Genomic DNA, 16378 nt, shown 5'->3' with positions numbered 1-16378 from the left:
GCCAAGAGCCTCTTTTGATTGACCCCTTGAGTCAAGCGTAAGCCGGGGCAGCAGACGAGAGGTCGTGACAGGCGCTTTTTGGCGCCAAGATGTCGGCCAACCACCGGGGGTTACAGGCGACGCAGAAAGGATTTGACGATGTGTCTGGTGGCATCGGTGGTGTCCAACTGGTCCAGTGCGCCATAGGCGTACCACTGGCAATCGGCGATCTCGTTGCACGGCCGCGCCTGCGCAATATTCACCACTGACGCTTCGAACACGTGATGCAGCGTGTCGCGGGCCTTCAGTTCCTGCAGGTACAGCAGGCCATCCACGTTCAACCCGGTTTCTTCTTCCAACTCGCGTTCGGCGGCGCCCACCGGGCGTTCGTCACGCTCGACCTTGCCGCCGGGCAAGGCCCATTTTGATCTGGCCTTGCGCACGAAGAGGATATGCCCCTCGTGTTCGCAAATAACCGTTGCCCTGATTTTCATCGTCTGTGCCCCCGCCCCGGGATGATTGTCACAAAAGTGTAATGCAATTGTCATGCTAACTGCGTATGGCGTGTCGGCGCAGCTATGTAGATACTGCCCGACTGAACAAAACGCACGAGGGAAAGAGATGAGCACCGTACGTTGGGGCATGATCGGTTGTGGCAGTGTCACTGAATTGAAGAGTGGACCCGCTTTCTACAAAGCGCCAGGTTCGGCCCTGGTGGCCGTGATGGGGCGCCGCGAAGCCGCCGTGCGCGATTATGCGACACGCCATGGGATTGCCCGTTTTTATACCGACGCCCAGGCGCTGATCAACGACCCCGAAGTGGACGCGGTGTACATCGCCACTCCGCCCGACAGCCACCTCGAATACAGCCTGATGGTGGCTGCGGCCGGCAAGCACTGTTGCGTCGAAAAACCTACGGCACTGAATGCCGAGCAAAGTGCGTTGATGCAACGCACCTTCGAGCGCGCCGGGCTGCATCTGTTTGTCTCCTACTACCGCCGTTCGCTGCCGCGCTTTGTGCAAGTACGCGACTGGTTGCGCGACGGTCGCATCGGCGAACTGCGCCAGCTCACCTGGACCCTGTGCAAACCACCGGCTGCCGAGGACGCCAGCGCCGCCAATTGGCGTACCGACCCGCTGGTCGCTGGTGGCGGTTACTTTGCCGACCTGGCCAGCCATGGGTTTGACCTGTTCCAGTACCTGGCCGGCGATATCGTCGAGGTGTCGGGCTTTAGCGCACGTCAGGCCGGGCGCTATGTGGCCGAGGACGCGGTTACCGCCTGCTGGACCTTCAGCTCAGGCGCATTGGGCATGGGGTGCTGGAACTTTGTTGCCGACCGCCGGGAAGACAAAGTCGAGCTGATCGGCAGCAGGGGCCGCATCACGTTTGCGGTCTTCGAAGACCAACCGCTGCATCTCGAAGGTGAGATCAACCAAGTGCTGGACGTGCCGTGCCACACGCATATCCAGTGGCACCACGTGTTGGCCATGAACGCGCATATACGTGGTGAAGCCGAGCATCCGTCGCTGGCCATCGAGGCGTTGAAGACCGACCGGATCCTGGACAAGGTGCTACAACGTAACCCCCATCATCCCGGCTAGGCGCGATATACCTGCTTTTTCAAGGAAATAGACGGATGAAATACTGGATAACGTTGTGCCTTGCGTTCGCTACAGGTGCTATGGCGGCCCCACGGAGTCAGGGGACGCCTGGAGAGTTTGATTTTTATGTGTTGTCGCTGTCATGGTCGCCGACGTTTTGCCTGACGCACCCGGACAATGAGCAGTGTTCGGGCAAAGGCTACGGATTTGTGCTGCACGGCCTGTGGCCGCAATACGCCAAGGGCGGGTGGCCGGCGTCCTGTAACCCGCATTCGTCCTTGTCCCGCGAAGAGCTGGACAAGGGCGCCGCATTGTTCCCCACCCGTTCGCTGCTCAAGCACGAGTGGGCCAAGCACGGCACTTGCAGCGGGCTTGAACCGCTTGCCTACCTGGAGAAAACCGACGCGGCACTGGGCGTTGTTGCCATCCCAACGCAGCTGCAGCCGTTCAATACACCGCCATCGTTGCCTGCCTCTGAGATCGAAGCTTTGTTTCGCGAGAGCAACCCGCGCATGGGCAATCATGGGGTGGCCGTGATTTGCAAAGGCAAGGTGCTGTCGGAAGTGCGCGTGTGCCTGACCAAGGACCTGGCGTTCGCCGGCTGCCCGCGCAGTGTGAAAACCCAATGCCGCGAGGGCGATATCCGCATTCCTGCGCAGCGCTAGGGCAGCATTGCCAGTCGATAACGCTCGTCAAAGTCTTCGGCCAATTGTGCCAGTGTCACCTTGCCCAGACGCTTCAAGAGCAGCGCCTGGGCCTGTTCGAAAGCGTCGGTAAGGGCAGCATTCACTGCTTGTTCCACCAGGCACTCCGGGTGATCGGTCGAGAGGCCGATCGCGAAGATCGATGGCGTGCCCAGCGCGCTGTGAATATCCAGCAGGGTAATCTCACTCAGGGGTTTACCCAAGCTCCAGCCGCCCTGGTGGCCCTTTTCCGAGCGCACATAGCCTTTCTCCTTGAGCCGGCCGAGGGTGCGCCGCACCACCACCGGGTTGGTGCCGAGCATTTGCGCAATTGTCTGCGACGTGGCGCGTTCCTCGTGGCGCCCCATGTGGATCAACACGTGCAGCATGCGCGAAAGCCGGGTGTCATTTCTCATCGATAAACCTCAGGTTGAGCCGGCGCAAAGTATGGTTCGTAACCCGATAAGTTGCGAGACACTTGACGGCGTATTTTTACGTAACTTATGGTGTGTCGTGAAAGCGCGCGGATAACCGCGTGCGTATCACATGAGGTCACCTTCCATGATGCATGACGTCATTATCATAGGCGGCAGCTATTCCGGCCTGTCTGCGGGCCTGCAACTGGCGCGGGCGCGGCGCAAGGTGCTGGTGATTGATGCGGGGCAACGGCGTAACCGGTTTGCAGCCACCTCCCATGGCTTTCTTGGCCAGGACGGCCAACCGCCGCAGGTCATCGCCGCCGAAGGGCGCAGCCAGTTGATGGAGTACCCGACGGTCACATGGGTGCAGGACAGTGTGGTTCAGGCCAGCGGGCACTTGGACGGATTCAGCGTGCGCACCCCATGCAACGGAGCGTTCAAGGCCAGGCGCCTGATCCTGGCTACCGGCGTGGTCGATGAGTTGCCAGCGATCCCGGGCTTGAAAGAACGCTGGGGCAAACGGGTGTTCCATTGCCCGTACTGCCATGGCTACGAGCTTGAGCAGGGCCGCATCGGCGTCCTGGCGACTTCGCCCTTGGCGATGCACCACGCGCTGATGTTGCCCGATTGGGGCGCCACCACCTTGTTCACCAATGGCGTATTCACGCCGGATGCCGAGCAAAAGCTCCAGCTGGATCGGCGCGCAGTCCGTGTGGAAAGCACCGCCGTCAGCGCTATCAGCGGTGAACATGCAGACCTGGAGTTGGTTGACGGTCGCGTCATTGCGTTGGATGGCGTGTTCACGATGTCTCGCACACAGATCAGTCCGCTGGTGGAACACCTGGGCTGTGAGTTGGCCGACGGCCCCACGGGCCCTTATGTGCACACCAACGAAACCCGCCAAACCTCGGTGCCCGGTGTGTTTGCCTGTGGTGATACGTCCCTTGCCGCCGGTTCGGTAGCGCTGGCGGTGGGCGAGGGCGTACGTGCTGGCGTGGGCGCGCATTTTTCCTTGATCATGTGAAGGCCAGGGAGCGTGAGCTGTTTGTGAAGCAGTCCCGTGCGTTGCCAGGGTGATTTTGTTCAATACCGTTTCGGCGCGGCCTTATACCGTGGAACCCTCTTTATGCATCACCATAAAAAGGGAACCGCAATGAGCTTGATTATTTCCATGGCTGCCTTCGCCCTGGCCACTTCCATCACACCGGGACCGGTCAATGTCGTGGCGCTGAGTTCTGGTGCGCGCTTCGGCTTCGTCGCCAGTCAGAAACACGTGTTTGGCGCTGCCGTCGGCTTCACTTTGCTGCTGGTGCTGATCGGTCTGGGCTTGCATGAAGTGCTGCTGCGCTGGCCGGTCCTGACCCAGTTGATCCAATGGGGCGGCGTGGCCTTTTTGCTGTACATGGCCTGGAAACTGGCCGTCGATGATGGTCGCCTGGACGCCGCTGGCACGGCCACTGCACCGTCGATGCTCTACGGCGCGATCATGCAATGGCTCAACCCCAAGGCCTGGTTGGCCTGCGTGGCGGGGATGGGGCTGTTTGTGGCCGATGGCGACGCCGGGCAAGTGTGGCTGTTTGCGAGCCTCTACCTGGTGATCTGCTATCTGTCGGTGGCGTGCTGGGCTTACGCGGGCACCTTTCTGCGCCGCTACCTGAGCAACCCTCAGGGCGTGCGTGTGTTCAACCGCTCAATGGCCGCGTTGCTGGTGGCCAGTGTGGGTTATTTGCTGATGGCTTGAGCCGGTCGCGGTACTGCCCCGGCGTGGCGGCAAAATGCAGTTTGAAGGCACGCTGAAAATGCGCCTGGTCGGCAAAGCCTGCGGCAAGCGCTACATCAGCGATCAGACCGCCCTCACGCAGTTGGCTGCGGGCAAACTGGATACGCTGGTTGACCAAAAACGCATGGGGCGTCAGCCCGTAATACTGCTTGAATGCTCGGATCAGGTACGACGGCGACAACTCGGCCGCCAGGCAGATGTCTTCCAGTTTCAATGCCAGCGTGCAGTGCGCTCGGATGTACTCGGCAGCGCGCTCCAGCTTGTAGTTGACCTCGCGCAAAGGCGTATCGGACGGGTTCAGGCGTTGCTGTACATCGCTGAAGTAACTGACCAGCGCGCTTTGCTTGTGCAGGTACTCGGCCTGTTCATCGACGACGATGCGGTACAGCTCCAGCAAACCCTCGTAGAGCACCGGATCACGGCTGTACGGCGTACTGAACGGGCGAAAACCCTGATCGGCGCTGAAGCCCAACTGGTGCTGCAGATCGGTCAGCCAAGGCGTGTCGATGTACAGCATCTGGTACGACCACGGCTCGTTTTCGATCGGATTGCAGGCGTGGACATCGCCGGGGTTCATCAGCACCAGCGTGCCGGCGCTGATTTCGAAAGTCTGCGCGCCGTAGTGGTAATAACTGCGGCCTGCCGTGACCGCACCGATGGAGAAATGTTCGTGGGCATGCCGCGTGTAAGTGACCTTGCGCCCGTCGGCGATGCTGCGCGCTTCGAGAAACGCGAGCGCCGGATCACGCCAGAACAGCGGAGCGGTAGAGGCGGGCATGGAGGCAACTCCCTGACGTGAACGAATGAGCAAGCCTGCAGCCTTATACAAACGCGGCGATTGTTCAAGCTTCAGCCGGACTTCAGCGCCATGCTGCGCAGGAAGTCAGCCCAGGGATCGTGCTCGCTCACGGCCGCTTCCAGCGTGATCGGCAGCCTGGCCTTTTCGCTCAAAGCCTGACTGTCTTCCAACTGATGGGCGAGGATCGCGTCTGCCACGGCGTGGGAGCGCGCTGAATCAAGGGTGCGCGGCACGCGGCGGCCCAGCATGTCCGGTGGCGCAATCTCATCCGGTTCGGGTAGCTCGTTACCCAGCGCCTGGATGACCACCTCGGTGTTCTCCGGCAGCAGGGCAGGTTCCACCGGCCAACTGCCCTTTGCATAGGCCGTCCAGTCAAAACGCATCCTCGGCTGCCGGGTGGCCGTATCGACGGCACGCCTGAGTTGCTCGTCGTCAATGTCGCGACGCGTCATTATCACTAGCTGACAGGGGAAGCACTCATAAAAATCCAGCTGGCTCAGATACGCGACACGCATTAGAACACCAAAGCGACCGACGCTGAGTGGCGTGCCTTGCGCGGTGGCTGGCCGAACCAGACGGAAGAACCGCACTCGGCCATTTTCCAGGGCCTCACGCTGAGGCAGCGTGAGTTGCGACAGCCAATAGCAAATGGACTCCCGGTAAGCGGCCTTGAGCTGCTGGAGTTTCTGGTCGAACGCCTGGGAAAATACGTTGAAAATGCGTCCCAGCAGATGAAAACGCCTGGTCATCTGCTGGTATTTGATCTCGGCTTGTGACGAGTGCCATTTGGTTTCGGTGACGTCGAGGCGGTCGGCCATGTGCAGGTCGATGAACGAGTATTTGGGGCCGTTATACACATTCTCGAAGCGACCGCTTTCGGAGAACGGGGAGTTTTCCGGCAGCCACATCAGAATCCGCGCGTCGAGCCAGGGATTGTCCGGGTAGACCCTGCGCAGATCATTGCGCGCAGTCTCGCGCAGGGTTACCACGGGTTCGGCGAATGCTTCGAGGGTGGAACGCAAGCGCGCGCATTGCGTGTTGAGGGCGTCTACTGCCGTATTCACCGCAAACGTGCCGTAGCGTGACTGGGGCTGCAGAATGCCATTGACCACTGCCCAGTCGATGATCGGCACGGCCGCGTGGGCGCTTGCGAGGAAAGTTTTCCAGGCACCCTCTGGTGGCAGATTGGCAAGAGACATGATCTGGGCGTAGGTCAGTTGGCGCGAGGCACCCGGCAGCAGCCGTTCGAGGTACATCACGTATTGGCGAAACAACACCCACGTATGGGAACTCAGGTGTGCGGCGGCGTCGTGAATCTCGCGCACCAGCAGATGTGGACCTTTCCCACTGAGAATCAAGTGCGCCGCCAGTGCTGCAACCGGCTTGTCCAAACTGGGCAGGACGCTTTCGAGGTAGTCCCGCACGAACGTGATGGGTTCCCCCCAAAAATAGTCATCCTGCCAGTCGAGGTAGACGAGGCGCGTGGGGTGCGCGTCGAAGTGTGGGTCGATGCTCAGGATCAAGGCTGCTGCTATCAGCGCTGTCCGGCTGCCACGCTCCGAGCTGTCGCGGGCATGGCTGTCGTGCCAGTGCAGGGTGTCCGACAATGTTTCGCCCAACGCCTGGGCCAGCGGCGAATCGAGCACGCGCACCAGCAGGTAATCGGCCTCTGCGCGCACCTCGGCCGTCGACTTGCCGGCCAGCCAGGGTTGGCACAGGCAGGTGAACAGTGCGTCGCTGCGGCCTGCGATGAAAGCGTTACTCAATTCCACAATCTGTTGGCGTTGCCGCGGCGTCAGGACCCCGGCCGATGGTTGCGTGCCGACGGGCGTCAGTGCGCGCCAGTAAGAGCCATGGCTGGCGGGCAAGGGCAGTGGAGTTTCCAGGCGCTGTACCAGCGTGCGTACCTGGGCCAGCGTTTCCGGCAAGCCAAACTGATAAAGCCGCAACCCTTGTGCAAGGCTCACCGCACCGTTGGTGCGCAACTGTCCACCGGTTTTGGCGGCCAGTTTCATCAACACCAGTTTCAGCGCAAACAGGTGGTCGTTGGCAGTGACGGCGCGCTCCAGGGATTTCCAGCTGCCATCCATGGCGTACGCACCGATCTCACCGGAAACCGACAGCAACACGTGGCTGGCCGGGTCAATCCCTTCGCGTGTGCGCAGGCTCACGAAGGCCGGGTCGTCGGTCAACTGGCGCAGGTGAACATAGGCCTTGTTGACGAACGGCTGCAGGCCGTCCGGGTCGACGGCGATGATACGGTCAAGGCCTTCAGGTCCATGCAGCTTGCCGTCGGCGACCACCTCTGAGAGCACGGTGCAAAGCGTGTAGCGATCATTCAACTGACCGACCAGGCGCCGATAGCGCAACAACTGCTTGTACGAGTGCTTCGTGTGCAGGATCGACTTTGCAGCGGGGACTTCCCAGTCGCGCAGGCGTTGAATCAGGGCACGGATCTCTGCCCGCCTCGATGGGCGCTCAAAGCCGTAAGCCTTCAACACGGCCGCGAGGCTCACGCTGTGGCCGGGATAAAGGTGTGTGCGCAGTTGCGTACCCAGCAAAGTCAGGCGCTCCCAGCGCGTATCAGGTGACTCGGGGGCCCAGGTGCTTTGCTCCTGCTCACTGCCGTGGGCCAGCACGCAGATGCGATTGCGCTGCGCGTCGAAATGCGCACGGGTTGGCGCATCGGTCGGACCGGCAAGATCGTTCTCGTTGATAACTGCCTGCAACAGCATGGCCGCTTCGCGCAGGCTTCTGGCCAATTTGGAGTCTGAGTTCAGTTGCAGGCTGGTGAGGTAGATGTCCCGTGTAAACAGCAACCTTCCACCGCTGATCAGCGATTCCAGGGCCTCGGCCAACTGTTGGAAGTCGCGCTGTTGGTGAGTCAGTTCCGCCTCGATGATAGACGTGCTGCGTCCGTTGTCGTCGAATACCGGGAACCCTCGCAGGGCTTGCAGCTCCTCGACCATGCTCCACGCGGTAAAGCGATTGGCTGGCAGCGGATAACCATGGAAGGCCAGAACCAGGTTCAGCGGCAACGTGAATGCATCGTCATCGGCGAGGGGGGCGAGGTAGTGAACGCCCAGGTCCGAGGGGTCGACCATATGGCTGATGGCAATAATGGGGTTGGCCACTGACCACCACGCTGACGTATCGCCCAGGGTGTAGACCTTGGGCTGTCCGTGAGCGCTGACGCGGAGTGTGCTGGTACACACGCTCAGGGTCTTGAGGTCAACGTTCCGATCGGCGGCCCAGGCCTTGAAGTGGCTGGCATGGATCGCCTTGCTGAACAGCCCGGTCCACTGTCCCAACAATGAAGATGCGGCAACCCGCACAGGTTGCGCGGGCGTCGGCAACGGCGCCTCTGCCCCGTCGGAGAACAGGCCGATCAATTGTCTGATCAAGGCGTTGTCGCCCACGACGTGCAACGCCTGGGGCTCACTCAAAGACGCGTGCATCGGGCCGGGGGTGATTGACTCTGCGGTATCGTGCGGCAACGTGTCCCACATCAGGCCGAAGCTAGTGGAGTCTTCCATGAACGTATGTCCGAGTTAAGGGGAACCCGGATCATCGACGCCCATGGCGCTGGCGCAGTAGCAGGCGCTTCCTGGAATGCCGTGGCGTGTGTCGATCACGGCGGCAGGCCATTGGCCTGCGGTCAGAAGTCCCAGCGGGTGGCCAGCATGCATTCAGGCCGGTACGAGGAACGCAGCCTCAAGCAACTGCCGGGTATACGCATGCTGCGGGTCGGCAAAAATCGCCTGTGCATCGCCCTGTTCCACTACCTGCCCATGCTTGACCACCATCAGTTGATGACTCAGTGCTTTCACCACCGCCAAGTCATGGCTGATAAACAGGTAAGTCAGGTTGTACTTGGCCTGCAGGCTGCGCAGCAGTTCGACCACCTGGCGTTGCACCGTGCGGTCCAGGGCCGAAGTGGGTTCGTCGAGTAAAATCAGGCGCGGTTTGAGCACCAGTGCACGGGCAATGGCGATGCGCTGACGTTGGCCGCCGGAGAACTCATGGGGGTAGCGATGCCGGGATTCCGGGTCCAGGCCCACTTCCTTGAGCGCGGCGATAATCGCTGCTTCCTGCTCGGCCGGCGTACCCATTTTGTGAATGCGCAAACCTTCGCCAACGATCTCACTGACGCACATGCGCGGGCTCAGGCTGCCGAACGGGTCCTGGAATACCACCTGCATTTCCCGGCGCAGCGGGCGTACCTGTTGCTGCGTCAGGCGGTCAAGCTGTTGGCCTTCGAAGCAGATGCCGCCCTTGCTGCCGATCAAGCGCAGGATCGCCAAACCGAGGGTGGATTTGCCCGAGCCGCTTTCGCCAACGATGCCCAGGGTTTGCCCTTGGGGCAGGCTGAAGTTGATGCCATCCACCGCTTTGACGTAATCGACGGTGTTGCGCAAAAAGCCTTTCTTGATCGGGAACCACACCTTGAGGTCATCGACCACCAGCAGCGGCGGCCCCACTACGTTATTGGCCGGACCTCCGCTGGGCTCGGCCGCCAGCAGTTCCTGGGTGTAGGGGTGTTGCGGCGACTGGAACAGCGTCTCGCACTCGGCCTGCTCGACGATGCAACCTTTCTGCATCACGCACACACGATGGGCAATGCGCCGCACCAGGTTCAGGTCGTGGCTGATCAGCAGCAAGGCCATGCCCAGGCGCGCCTGCAATTCCTTGAGCAGTTCGAGAATCTTCAACTGCACCGTCACGTCGAGCGCCGTGGTCGGCTCGTCGGCGATCAACAACTCCGGCTCGTTGGCCAATGCCATGGCAATCATCACCCGCTGGCGCTGGCCGCCGGACAATTCATGGGGCAGGGCCTTGAGGCGTTTGTGTGGTTCGGGAATGCCGACCAATTCCAGCAATTCCAGGGTGCGCTGGGTGGCAACCTTGCCGGTCAGCCCCTTATGCAGGCCGAGCACTTCGTTGATCTGTTTCTCGATATTGTGCAGCGGGTTCAACGAGGTCATCGGCTCCTGAAAGATCATCGCGATCCGGTTGCCGCGAATGTGCCGCAGGGTCTTTTCCTTGAGGGTCAGCAGGTCTTGCCCGGCGTACTCGATGGTGCCGCTCGGATGCCGCGCCAGCGGGTAGGGCAGCAGGCGCAGGATCGAATGGGCGGTCACCGATTTGCCGGAGCCGCTTTCGCCGACCAGTGCGATGGTTTCGCCACGCTTGATGTCGAAGCTGACGTTGTTGACCACGCGGTGGTGATGCTCGCCAGTGACGAACTCGACGCTGAGGTCGCGGATTTCGATCAGATTGTCCTGATTCATCTCATTTCCTCGGGTCGAAGGCATCGCGAGCGGACTCGCCGATAAACACCAGCAGGCTCAGCATGATCGCGAGCACGGCGAACGCACTCATGCCCAGCCACGGCGCTTGCAGGTTGGATTTGCCCTGGGCCACCAGTTCGCCCAGGGACGGCGAGCCGGCGGGTAAACCAAAGCCGAGGAAGTCCAGGGCGGTAAGGGTGCCGATGGCGCCGGTGAGGATGAACGGCATGAAGGTCATGGTCGAGACCATGGCGTTGGGCAGGATATGGCGGAACATGATCGCGCCGTTCTGCATGCCCAAGGCGCGGGCTGCACGCACGTATTCAAGGTTGCGCCCGCGCAGGAACTCGGCGCGCACCACGTCCACCAGGCTCATCCACGAAAACAGCAACATGATGCCCAGCAGCCACCAGAAGTTGGGCTGCACAAAACTCGCGAGGATGATCAACAGATACAACACCGGCAGCCCGGACCAGATTTCCAGGAAACGCTGCCCGGCCAGGTCGACCCAGCCGCCGTAGAATCCCTGCAAGGCCCCGGCGATCACGCCAATGATCGAGCTGAGGATGGTCAGGGTCAGGGCAAACAGCACCGACACCCGAAAACCGTAGATCACCCGCGCCAGTACATCGCGGCCCTGGTCATCGGTGCCCAGCAAGTTCACGGATGACGGCGGCGCCGGGGCTGGCACTTTGAGGTCGTAGTTGATGCTCTGGTAGCTGAACGGGATCGGCGCCCACAAGGTCCAGGCGTCCTTGGCCTTGAGCAGCTCCTGGATATACGGGCTCTTGTAGTTGGCTTCCAGCGGGAACTCGCCGCCGAAGGTGGTCTCCGGGTAGCGCTTGAGCGCCGGGAAATACCAGTCGCCGTCGTAGTGCACGGCCAGCGGTTTGTCGTTGGCGATCAGCTCCGCGCCCAGGCTCAGCCCGAACAGGATCAGGAACAGCCACAGCGACCACCAGCCACGTTTGTTGGCTTTGAAACGCTCGAACCGGCGACGATTGAGGGGGGACAGATTCATCTCAATGCTCCCGGCTGGCGAAGTCGATACGCGGATCGACCAGGGTGTAGGTGAGGTCACCGATCAGTTTCACGATCAGCCCCAGCAGGGTGAAGATAAACAGCGTGCCGAACACCACCGGGTAGTCACGGTTGATCGCCGCTTCAAAGCTCATCAGGCCCAGGCCGTCGAGGGAGAAGATCACTTCCACCAGCAATGAGCCAGTGAAGAAGATGCCGATAAACGCCGAGGGGAAACCGGCGATCACCAGTAGCATCGCGTTACGGAACACATGGCCGTAAAGCACGCGGTGGTTGGTCAGGCCCTTGGCCTTGGCGGTGACCACGTACTGCTTGTTGATCTCGTCGAGAAAGCTGTTTTTGGTGAGCAGCGTCATCGTCGCGAAGTTGCCGATGACCAGCGCGGTGATCGGCAACGCCAAGTGCCAGAAGTAGTCGAGGATCTTGCCGCCCCAGCTCAGCTCGTCAAAGTTGTTGGAGGTGAGCCCGCGCAACGGGAACCAGTCCAAGTAACTGCCGCCGGCGAATACCACGATTAACAGGATCGCGAACAGGAACGCCGGGATCGCATAGCCGACGATGATCGCCGAACTGGTCCACACGTCGAAATGGCTGCCATGGCGCGTAGCCTTGGCGATCCCCAGGGGGATCGACACCAGGTACATGATCAGCGTGCTCCATAACCCGAGGGAGATGGACACCGGCATCTTTTCCTTGATCAGGTCGATGACCTTGGCGTCACGGAAGAAGCTGTCGCCAAAATCCAGCTGGGCGTAGTTCTTGACCATGATCCACAAGCGTTCCGGCGCCGACTTGTCGAAGCCGTACATCTTTTCGATTTCCTTGATCAGCGCCGGGTCCAGGCCCTGGGCGCCGCGATAGCTGCTGGAGCCGGCCACCGAGACTTCGGCGCCGCCGCCGGCAATGCGGCTGGTGGCGCCTTCAAAGCCCTCAAGCTTGGCGATCATCTGTTCCACCGGGCCGCCGGGGGCGGCCTGGATGATGATGAAGTTGATCAGCAGGATCCCGAACAATGTGGGGATGATGAGTAACAGGCGGCGAACAATATAGGCCAGCATTCAATCGCCTCCGCTCGCCGGATCGGCGTTCGTGTCTGTGTTCAGGGGGACGGCAGGTTTGACATTGGGTTTGCTCCACCAGGTGGCGGTGCCCACGTCGTAGCGCGGCGGTACCTTGGGGTGGCCCAGGTGATCCCAATACGCCACGCGGAACGTCTTGATGTGCCAGTTGGGAATCACGTAGTAGCCAAACTGCAACACGCGATCCAGGGCTTTGGCATGGGCCACCAGGCTTTTGCGCGAATCGGAGTCGATCAGTTCCTCTACCAATTGGTCAACCGCCGGGTCCTTGAGGCCCATGTAGTTGCGGCTGCCGGGTTTATCGGCGCTGGAGGATTTCCAGAATTCGCGCTGTTCGTTACCGGGCGAGGTGGACTGCGGGAAGCTGCCCACCAGCATGTCGAAGTCCCGCGAGCGGATACGATTGACGAACTGCGAGACGTCGACGCGGCGGATCACCAGGTCGATGCCCAGGTCGGCCAGGTTACGCTTGAAGGGCAGCAGGATACGTTCGAATTCAGTCTGGGCCAGCAGGAATTCGATCTTCACCGGTTTGCCGGTGGGGTCGACCATCTTGTCATCGACGATACGCCAACCGGCTTCCTGCAGCAGTTGGTAGGCTTCGCGTTGCTGGGTGCGGATCATGCCGCTGCCGTCGGTCTTGGCCGGTTCGAAAGCCTGGGTGAAGACTTCGGGTGGGATCTTGCCGCGCAGCGGTTCGAGGATTTTCAGCTCATCAGGGCCGGGCAGGCCAGTGGCCGCCATCTCCGAGTTTTCGAAGTAGCTGCGGGTACGGGTGTAGGCGCCGTTGAACAGCTGCTTGTTGCTCCATTCGAAATCCAGCAACAGGCTGATGGCCTTGCGCACGCGCACGTCTTCGAACATGGGTTTGCGCATGTTGAACACAAAACCCTGCATCCCGGTGGGGTTGCCGTTGGGAATCTCTTCCTTGATCAAGCGGCCTTCGGTCACGGCCGGGATGTTGTAGGCGTTGGCCCAGTTCTTGGCGCTGAATTCCAGCCAATAGTCGAACTGCCCAGCCTTCAAGGCTTCCAGGGAGACGGTGCTGTCGCGATAGTAGTCGGTGATGCGGTTATCGAAATTGTAGAAACCCTTGGTGACCGGCAGGTCCTTGGCCCAGTAGTCCTTGACCCGCTCGTAGCGGATCATGCGCCCGGCCTTGACCTCGGCGACCTTGTACGGCCCGCTGCCCAACGGCACTTCAAGGTTGCCCTTGGCGAAGTCGCGGGTCGCCCACCAATGCTTGGGCAATACCGGCAGTTGCCCGAGGATCAGCGGTAATTCGCGGTTGTTGGTGCGCTTGAACTTGAACAGCACTTTCAGCGGATCTTCGGCAATGACTTCGTCGACGTCGGCGTAATAGGTGCGGTAGATCGGCGAGCCTTCCTTGATCAGTTCCTGGAAGGTAAACACCACGTCTTCGGCGCGGATCGGGTGGCCATCATGGAAGCGCGCTTCGGGGCGCAGGTAGAAACGCACCCAACTGTTGTCCGGGGCTTTTTCGATCTTGCCGGCGACCAGGCCGTATTCGGTGATGGGTTCATCCAGGCTTTGCATGGCCAGGGTGTCGTAGATCAGGCCGAGGTTGTCCGCCGGCACGCCTTTGGCAATGTAGGGGTTGAGGCTGTCGAAGCCGCCCATGGCCGACTCGCGGAACGTGCCGCCCTTGGGGGCATCCGGGTTCACATAGTCGAAGTGCTTGAAGTCGGCCGGGTATTTCGGCGGCTCGTTGTACAGCGTCAGCGCATGCTGCGGCGCCGCGTGGGCCGCGCAGCTCAGCAACAAGCCGGCAAACAGTGAAGAACGCAAAGACATCATTGGGCTTTCTCCGACGCTTTGAGCCACCACGCGCTCAGGCCCAGGCTGTAGGGCGGCGTGGCGACAAAGGCGAACCGGTTGCGGTACGCCAGGCGATGATAGTTGAGGTACCAGTTTGGAATGCTGTAGTGCTGCCACAGCAGCACCCGGTCGAGGGCGCGGCCGGCGGCCAGTTGTTCTTCGCGCGTCTGGGCGGCCAGCAGTTGTTCCAGCAGGTGATCGACGATCGGGTTGGCGATGCCTGCATAGTTCTTGCTGCCCTTGATCGCGGCCTGGCTGGAGTGGAAGTACTGCCACTGCTCAAGGCCGGGGCTCAGGGTCTGGTTGAGGGTGATCAGGATCATGTCGAAGTCGAATTGATCCAGGCGCTGCTTGTACTGCGCGCGGTCGACGGTGCGCAGGCGCGCGTCGATGCCAATGCTGATCAGGTTCTCCACATAGGGTTGCAGGATGCGCTCCAGGTTCGGGTTGACCAGCAGCATCTCAAAGCGCAGCGGCTGCCCATCTTTGTTGAGCAAGCGCTGGCCCGAGAGTTTCCAGCCAGCCTCGCCCAGCAGTGCCAGGGCGCGGCGCATGTTCTCGCGGGGGATGCCGCGCCCGTCGGTCTGCGGCAGGCTGAAGGCTTGGGTAAACAGGTTCGCCGGCAATTGCTCGCGGTACGGCGAGAGCATCAGCCATTCGTGGCCCACGGGTACGCCGCTGGCGGCGAACTCGCTGTTGGGGTAGTAGCTCAAGGTGCGTTTGTAGGCGTTGCTGAACAGGGTGCGGTTGGTCCACTCGAAGTCGAACATCAGCCCCAGGGCTTCACGCACCTTGGCCTGGCTGAAGGTCGGTCGGCGGGTGTTCATGAACAGGCCCTGGCTTTGGGTGGGGATCTGGTGGGCGATCTGCGCCTTGATCACCTCACCCCGGTTCACCGCAGGGAAGTTGTAGCCATTGGCCCAGTTCTTGGCCTGGTGCTCGATGTAGATGTCGAATTCGCCGGCCTTGAAGGCCTCGAAGGCCACGTCGCTGTCGCGGTAGAACTCCACTTCGACCTTGTCATAATTGTAGAAACCCCGGTTGACCGGCAGGTCCTTGCCCCAGTAATCCTTGACCCGCTCAAACACCAGCTGGCGTCCCGGGGTGACCTTGCTGATACGGTACGGTCCGCTGCCCAGCGGCGGTTCGAAGGTGGTGGCCTTGAAGTCGCGGTTTTTCCAATAGTGCTGGGGCAATACCGGCAGCTCGCCCAGGCGCAGAATCAGCAGCGGGTTGCCGGCGCGCTTGAACACAAACCGGATGCGGTGAGGATTGAGGATGTCCACCCGCGCCACTTCCTGCAGGTTGGTGCGGTATTGCGGATGGCCCTCGGTCAGCAGGGTGCGATAGGAAAAGGCCACGTCATCGGCGGTGATCGGCTTGCCATCATGAAAGCGCGCTTCCGGGCGCAAATTGAACACCACCCAGCTGCGGTCCTCGCTGTACTCGACCGATTGGGCAATCAATCCGTAGCTAGAGGTGGGCTCATCACCGGACGGCGCGTACTGGCCGGTGCCGACCATCAACGGCTCATTGAGCTCGTTGACGCCGTATTGCAGGAAATTGGGGGTGGAAACCGGGCTGGAGCCCTTGAAGGTATAGGGGTTGAGCGTATCGAAGGTGCCAAATGCCATGACCCGCAAAGTCCCGCCTTTCGGCGCTGCAGGGTTGACCCAGTCGAAGTGGGTGAATTTGGCCGGGTACTTGAGCCTGCCGAACTGCGTATAACCGTGGCTCTCGGTAATCGTCGCGTTCGCACCAAAGCTCAAGGCCAGACTTATTAGTAGAAGGAGGGGACGCTTCAAGTCAGAGATCCGATCCAGGCGGCTTGGGCTTTATGGTCGGTACAGTAACAGCTTGTTCCGG

The 16378-nt window shown here is 61.0% G+C and carries 13 protein-coding genes; 4 read left to right on the top strand and 9 right to left on the bottom strand.

The features are described 5' to 3' along the window. Window positions 1–110: 110 nt before the first annotated feature. On the bottom strand, window positions 111–473 hold the full coding sequence (locus NDJ82_RS11840) for an NUDIX hydrolase (RefSeq protein WP_112194966.1): 363 nt from the start codon (window positions 471–473) through the stop codon (window positions 111–113). A gap of 127 nt (window positions 474–600) precedes the next feature. Between NDJ82_RS11840 and NDJ82_RS11835 the strand changes: the two genes are divergently transcribed. Next, window positions 601–1581, top strand: a complete 981-nt coding sequence (locus NDJ82_RS11835; RefSeq protein WP_250925511.1) for a Gfo/Idh/MocA family protein — start codon at window positions 601–603, stop codon at window positions 1579–1581. 35 nt (window positions 1582–1616) lie between these two features. Beyond that, window positions 1617–2246 (top strand): ribonuclease T2 family protein, encoded by a 630-nt coding sequence (locus NDJ82_RS11830; protein WP_250925510.1) that lies wholly within the window; start codon window positions 1617–1619, stop codon window positions 2244–2246. Here the strand turns inward: NDJ82_RS11830 and NDJ82_RS11825 are convergent. Then, the gene (locus NDJ82_RS11825) at window positions 2243–2680 is read right to left on the bottom strand and encodes an Rrf2 family transcriptional regulator (RefSeq protein ID WP_099582770.1); all 438 of its coding nucleotides are present in this window, start codon (window positions 2678–2680) and stop codon (window positions 2243–2245) included. The two genes, NDJ82_RS11830 and NDJ82_RS11825, sit on opposite strands and share 4 nt — an antisense overlap. Before the next feature lie 145 nt (window positions 2681–2825). Here NDJ82_RS11825 and NDJ82_RS11820 point away from each other — a divergent pair, with 145 nt between their 5' ends. Together NDJ82_RS11820 and NDJ82_RS11815 are read left to right on the top strand one after the other, a co-directional pair. Further along, the gene (locus tag NDJ82_RS11820; protein ID WP_250925509.1) at window positions 2826–3707 is read left to right on the top strand and encodes an NAD(P)/FAD-dependent oxidoreductase; all 882 of its coding nucleotides are present in this window, start codon (window positions 2826–2828) and stop codon (window positions 3705–3707) included. 129 nt (window positions 3708–3836) lie between these two features. Then, entirely contained in the window at window positions 3837–4424 is a 588-nt protein-coding gene (locus NDJ82_RS11815; protein ID WP_158876182.1) for a LysE family translocator, read from the top strand. Here NDJ82_RS11815 and NDJ82_RS11810 read toward each other — a convergent pair. The 7 genes from NDJ82_RS11810 to NDJ82_RS11780 all read right to left on the bottom strand — a co-directional run bounded on the left by NDJ82_RS11810 (window position 4366) and on the right by NDJ82_RS11780 (window position 16317). Then, on the bottom strand, window positions 4366–5241 hold the full coding sequence (locus NDJ82_RS11810; RefSeq protein WP_250925508.1) for a helix-turn-helix transcriptional regulator: 876 nt from the start codon (window positions 5239–5241) through the stop codon (window positions 4366–4368). The two genes, NDJ82_RS11815 and NDJ82_RS11810, sit on opposite strands and share 59 nt — an antisense overlap. Before the next feature lie 71 nt (window positions 5242–5312). Continuing rightward, window positions 5313–8798 (bottom strand): hypothetical protein, encoded by a 3486-nt coding sequence (locus tag NDJ82_RS11805; RefSeq protein WP_250925507.1) that lies wholly within the window; start codon window positions 8796–8798, stop codon window positions 5313–5315. Between the two features lie 153 nt (window positions 8799–8951). Further along, window positions 8952–10553 (bottom strand): ABC transporter ATP-binding protein, encoded by a 1602-nt coding sequence (locus NDJ82_RS11800; protein WP_158876179.1) that lies wholly within the window; start codon window positions 10551–10553, stop codon window positions 8952–8954. Window position 10554: 1 nt separating this feature from the next. After that, on the bottom strand, window positions 10555–11574 hold the full coding sequence (locus tag NDJ82_RS11795) for an ABC transporter permease (RefSeq protein ID WP_032885814.1): 1020 nt from the start codon (window positions 11572–11574) through the stop codon (window positions 10555–10557). Between the two features lies 1 nt (window position 11575). Further along, the gene (locus NDJ82_RS11790; protein WP_099582776.1) at window positions 11576–12652 is read right to left on the bottom strand and encodes a microcin C ABC transporter permease YejB; all 1077 of its coding nucleotides are present in this window, start codon (window positions 12650–12652) and stop codon (window positions 11576–11578) included. Beyond that, entirely contained in the window at window positions 12653–14491 is a 1839-nt protein-coding gene (locus tag NDJ82_RS11785; RefSeq protein ID WP_250925506.1) for an extracellular solute-binding protein, read from the bottom strand. Then, entirely contained in the window at window positions 14488–16317 is a 1830-nt protein-coding gene (locus NDJ82_RS11780; RefSeq protein ID WP_099582778.1) for an extracellular solute-binding protein, read from the bottom strand. The genes NDJ82_RS11785 and NDJ82_RS11780 overlap by 4 nt, the downstream gene beginning before the upstream one ends. Between the last annotated feature and the right edge of the window lie 61 nt (window positions 16318–16378).

Origin of the sequence: Pseudomonas sp. SR18 (genome assembly GCF_023701505.1) — a bacterium.
Lineage (GTDB): Bacteria > Pseudomonadota > Gammaproteobacteria > Pseudomonadales > Pseudomonadaceae > Aquipseudomonas > Aquipseudomonas cyclaminis.
The sequence above is the reverse complement of the archived record's forward strand: the minus strand, read 5'-3'. Positions and strand labels throughout refer to the sequence as shown.

Excerpts from the sequence above, each read along its gene's own strand:
- NDJ82_RS11840 (WP_112194966.1), bottom strand. The coding sequence starts at position 473 with ATGAAAATCAGGGCAACGGTTATTTGCGAACACGAGGGGCATATCCTC.
- NDJ82_RS11835 (WP_250925511.1), top strand. The coding sequence starts at position 601 with ATGAGCACCGTACGTTGGGGCATGATCGGTTGTGGCAGTGTCACTGAA.
- NDJ82_RS11830 (WP_250925510.1), top strand. The coding sequence starts at position 1,617 with ATGAAATACTGGATAACGTTGTGCCTTGCGTTCGCTACAGGTGCTATG.
- NDJ82_RS11825 (WP_099582770.1), bottom strand. The coding sequence starts at position 2,680 with ATGAGAAATGACACCCGGCTTTCGCGCATGCTGCACGTGTTGATCCAC.
- NDJ82_RS11820 (WP_250925509.1), top strand. The coding sequence starts at position 2,826 with ATGATGCATGACGTCATTATCATAGGCGGCAGCTATTCCGGCCTGTCT.
- NDJ82_RS11815 (WP_158876182.1), top strand. The coding sequence starts at position 3,837 with ATGAGCTTGATTATTTCCATGGCTGCCTTCGCCCTGGCCACTTCCATC.
- NDJ82_RS11810 (WP_250925508.1), bottom strand. The coding sequence starts at position 5,241 with ATGCCCGCCTCTACCGCTCCGCTGTTCTGGCGTGATCCGGCGCTCGCG.
- NDJ82_RS11805 (WP_250925507.1), bottom strand. The coding sequence starts at position 8,798 with ATGGAAGACTCCACTAGCTTCGGCCTGATGTGGGACACGTTGCCGCAC.
- NDJ82_RS11800 (WP_158876179.1), bottom strand. The coding sequence starts at position 10,553 with ATGAATCAGGACAATCTGATCGAAATCCGCGACCTCAGCGTCGAGTTC.
- NDJ82_RS11795 (WP_032885814.1), bottom strand. The coding sequence starts at position 11,574 with ATGAATCTGTCCCCCCTCAATCGTCGCCGGTTCGAGCGTTTCAAAGCC.
- NDJ82_RS11790 (WP_099582776.1), bottom strand. The coding sequence starts at position 12,652 with ATGCTGGCCTATATTGTTCGCCGCCTGTTACTCATCATCCCCACATTG.
- NDJ82_RS11785 (WP_250925506.1), bottom strand. The coding sequence starts at position 14,491 with ATGATGTCTTTGCGTTCTTCACTGTTTGCCGGCTTGTTGCTGAGCTGC.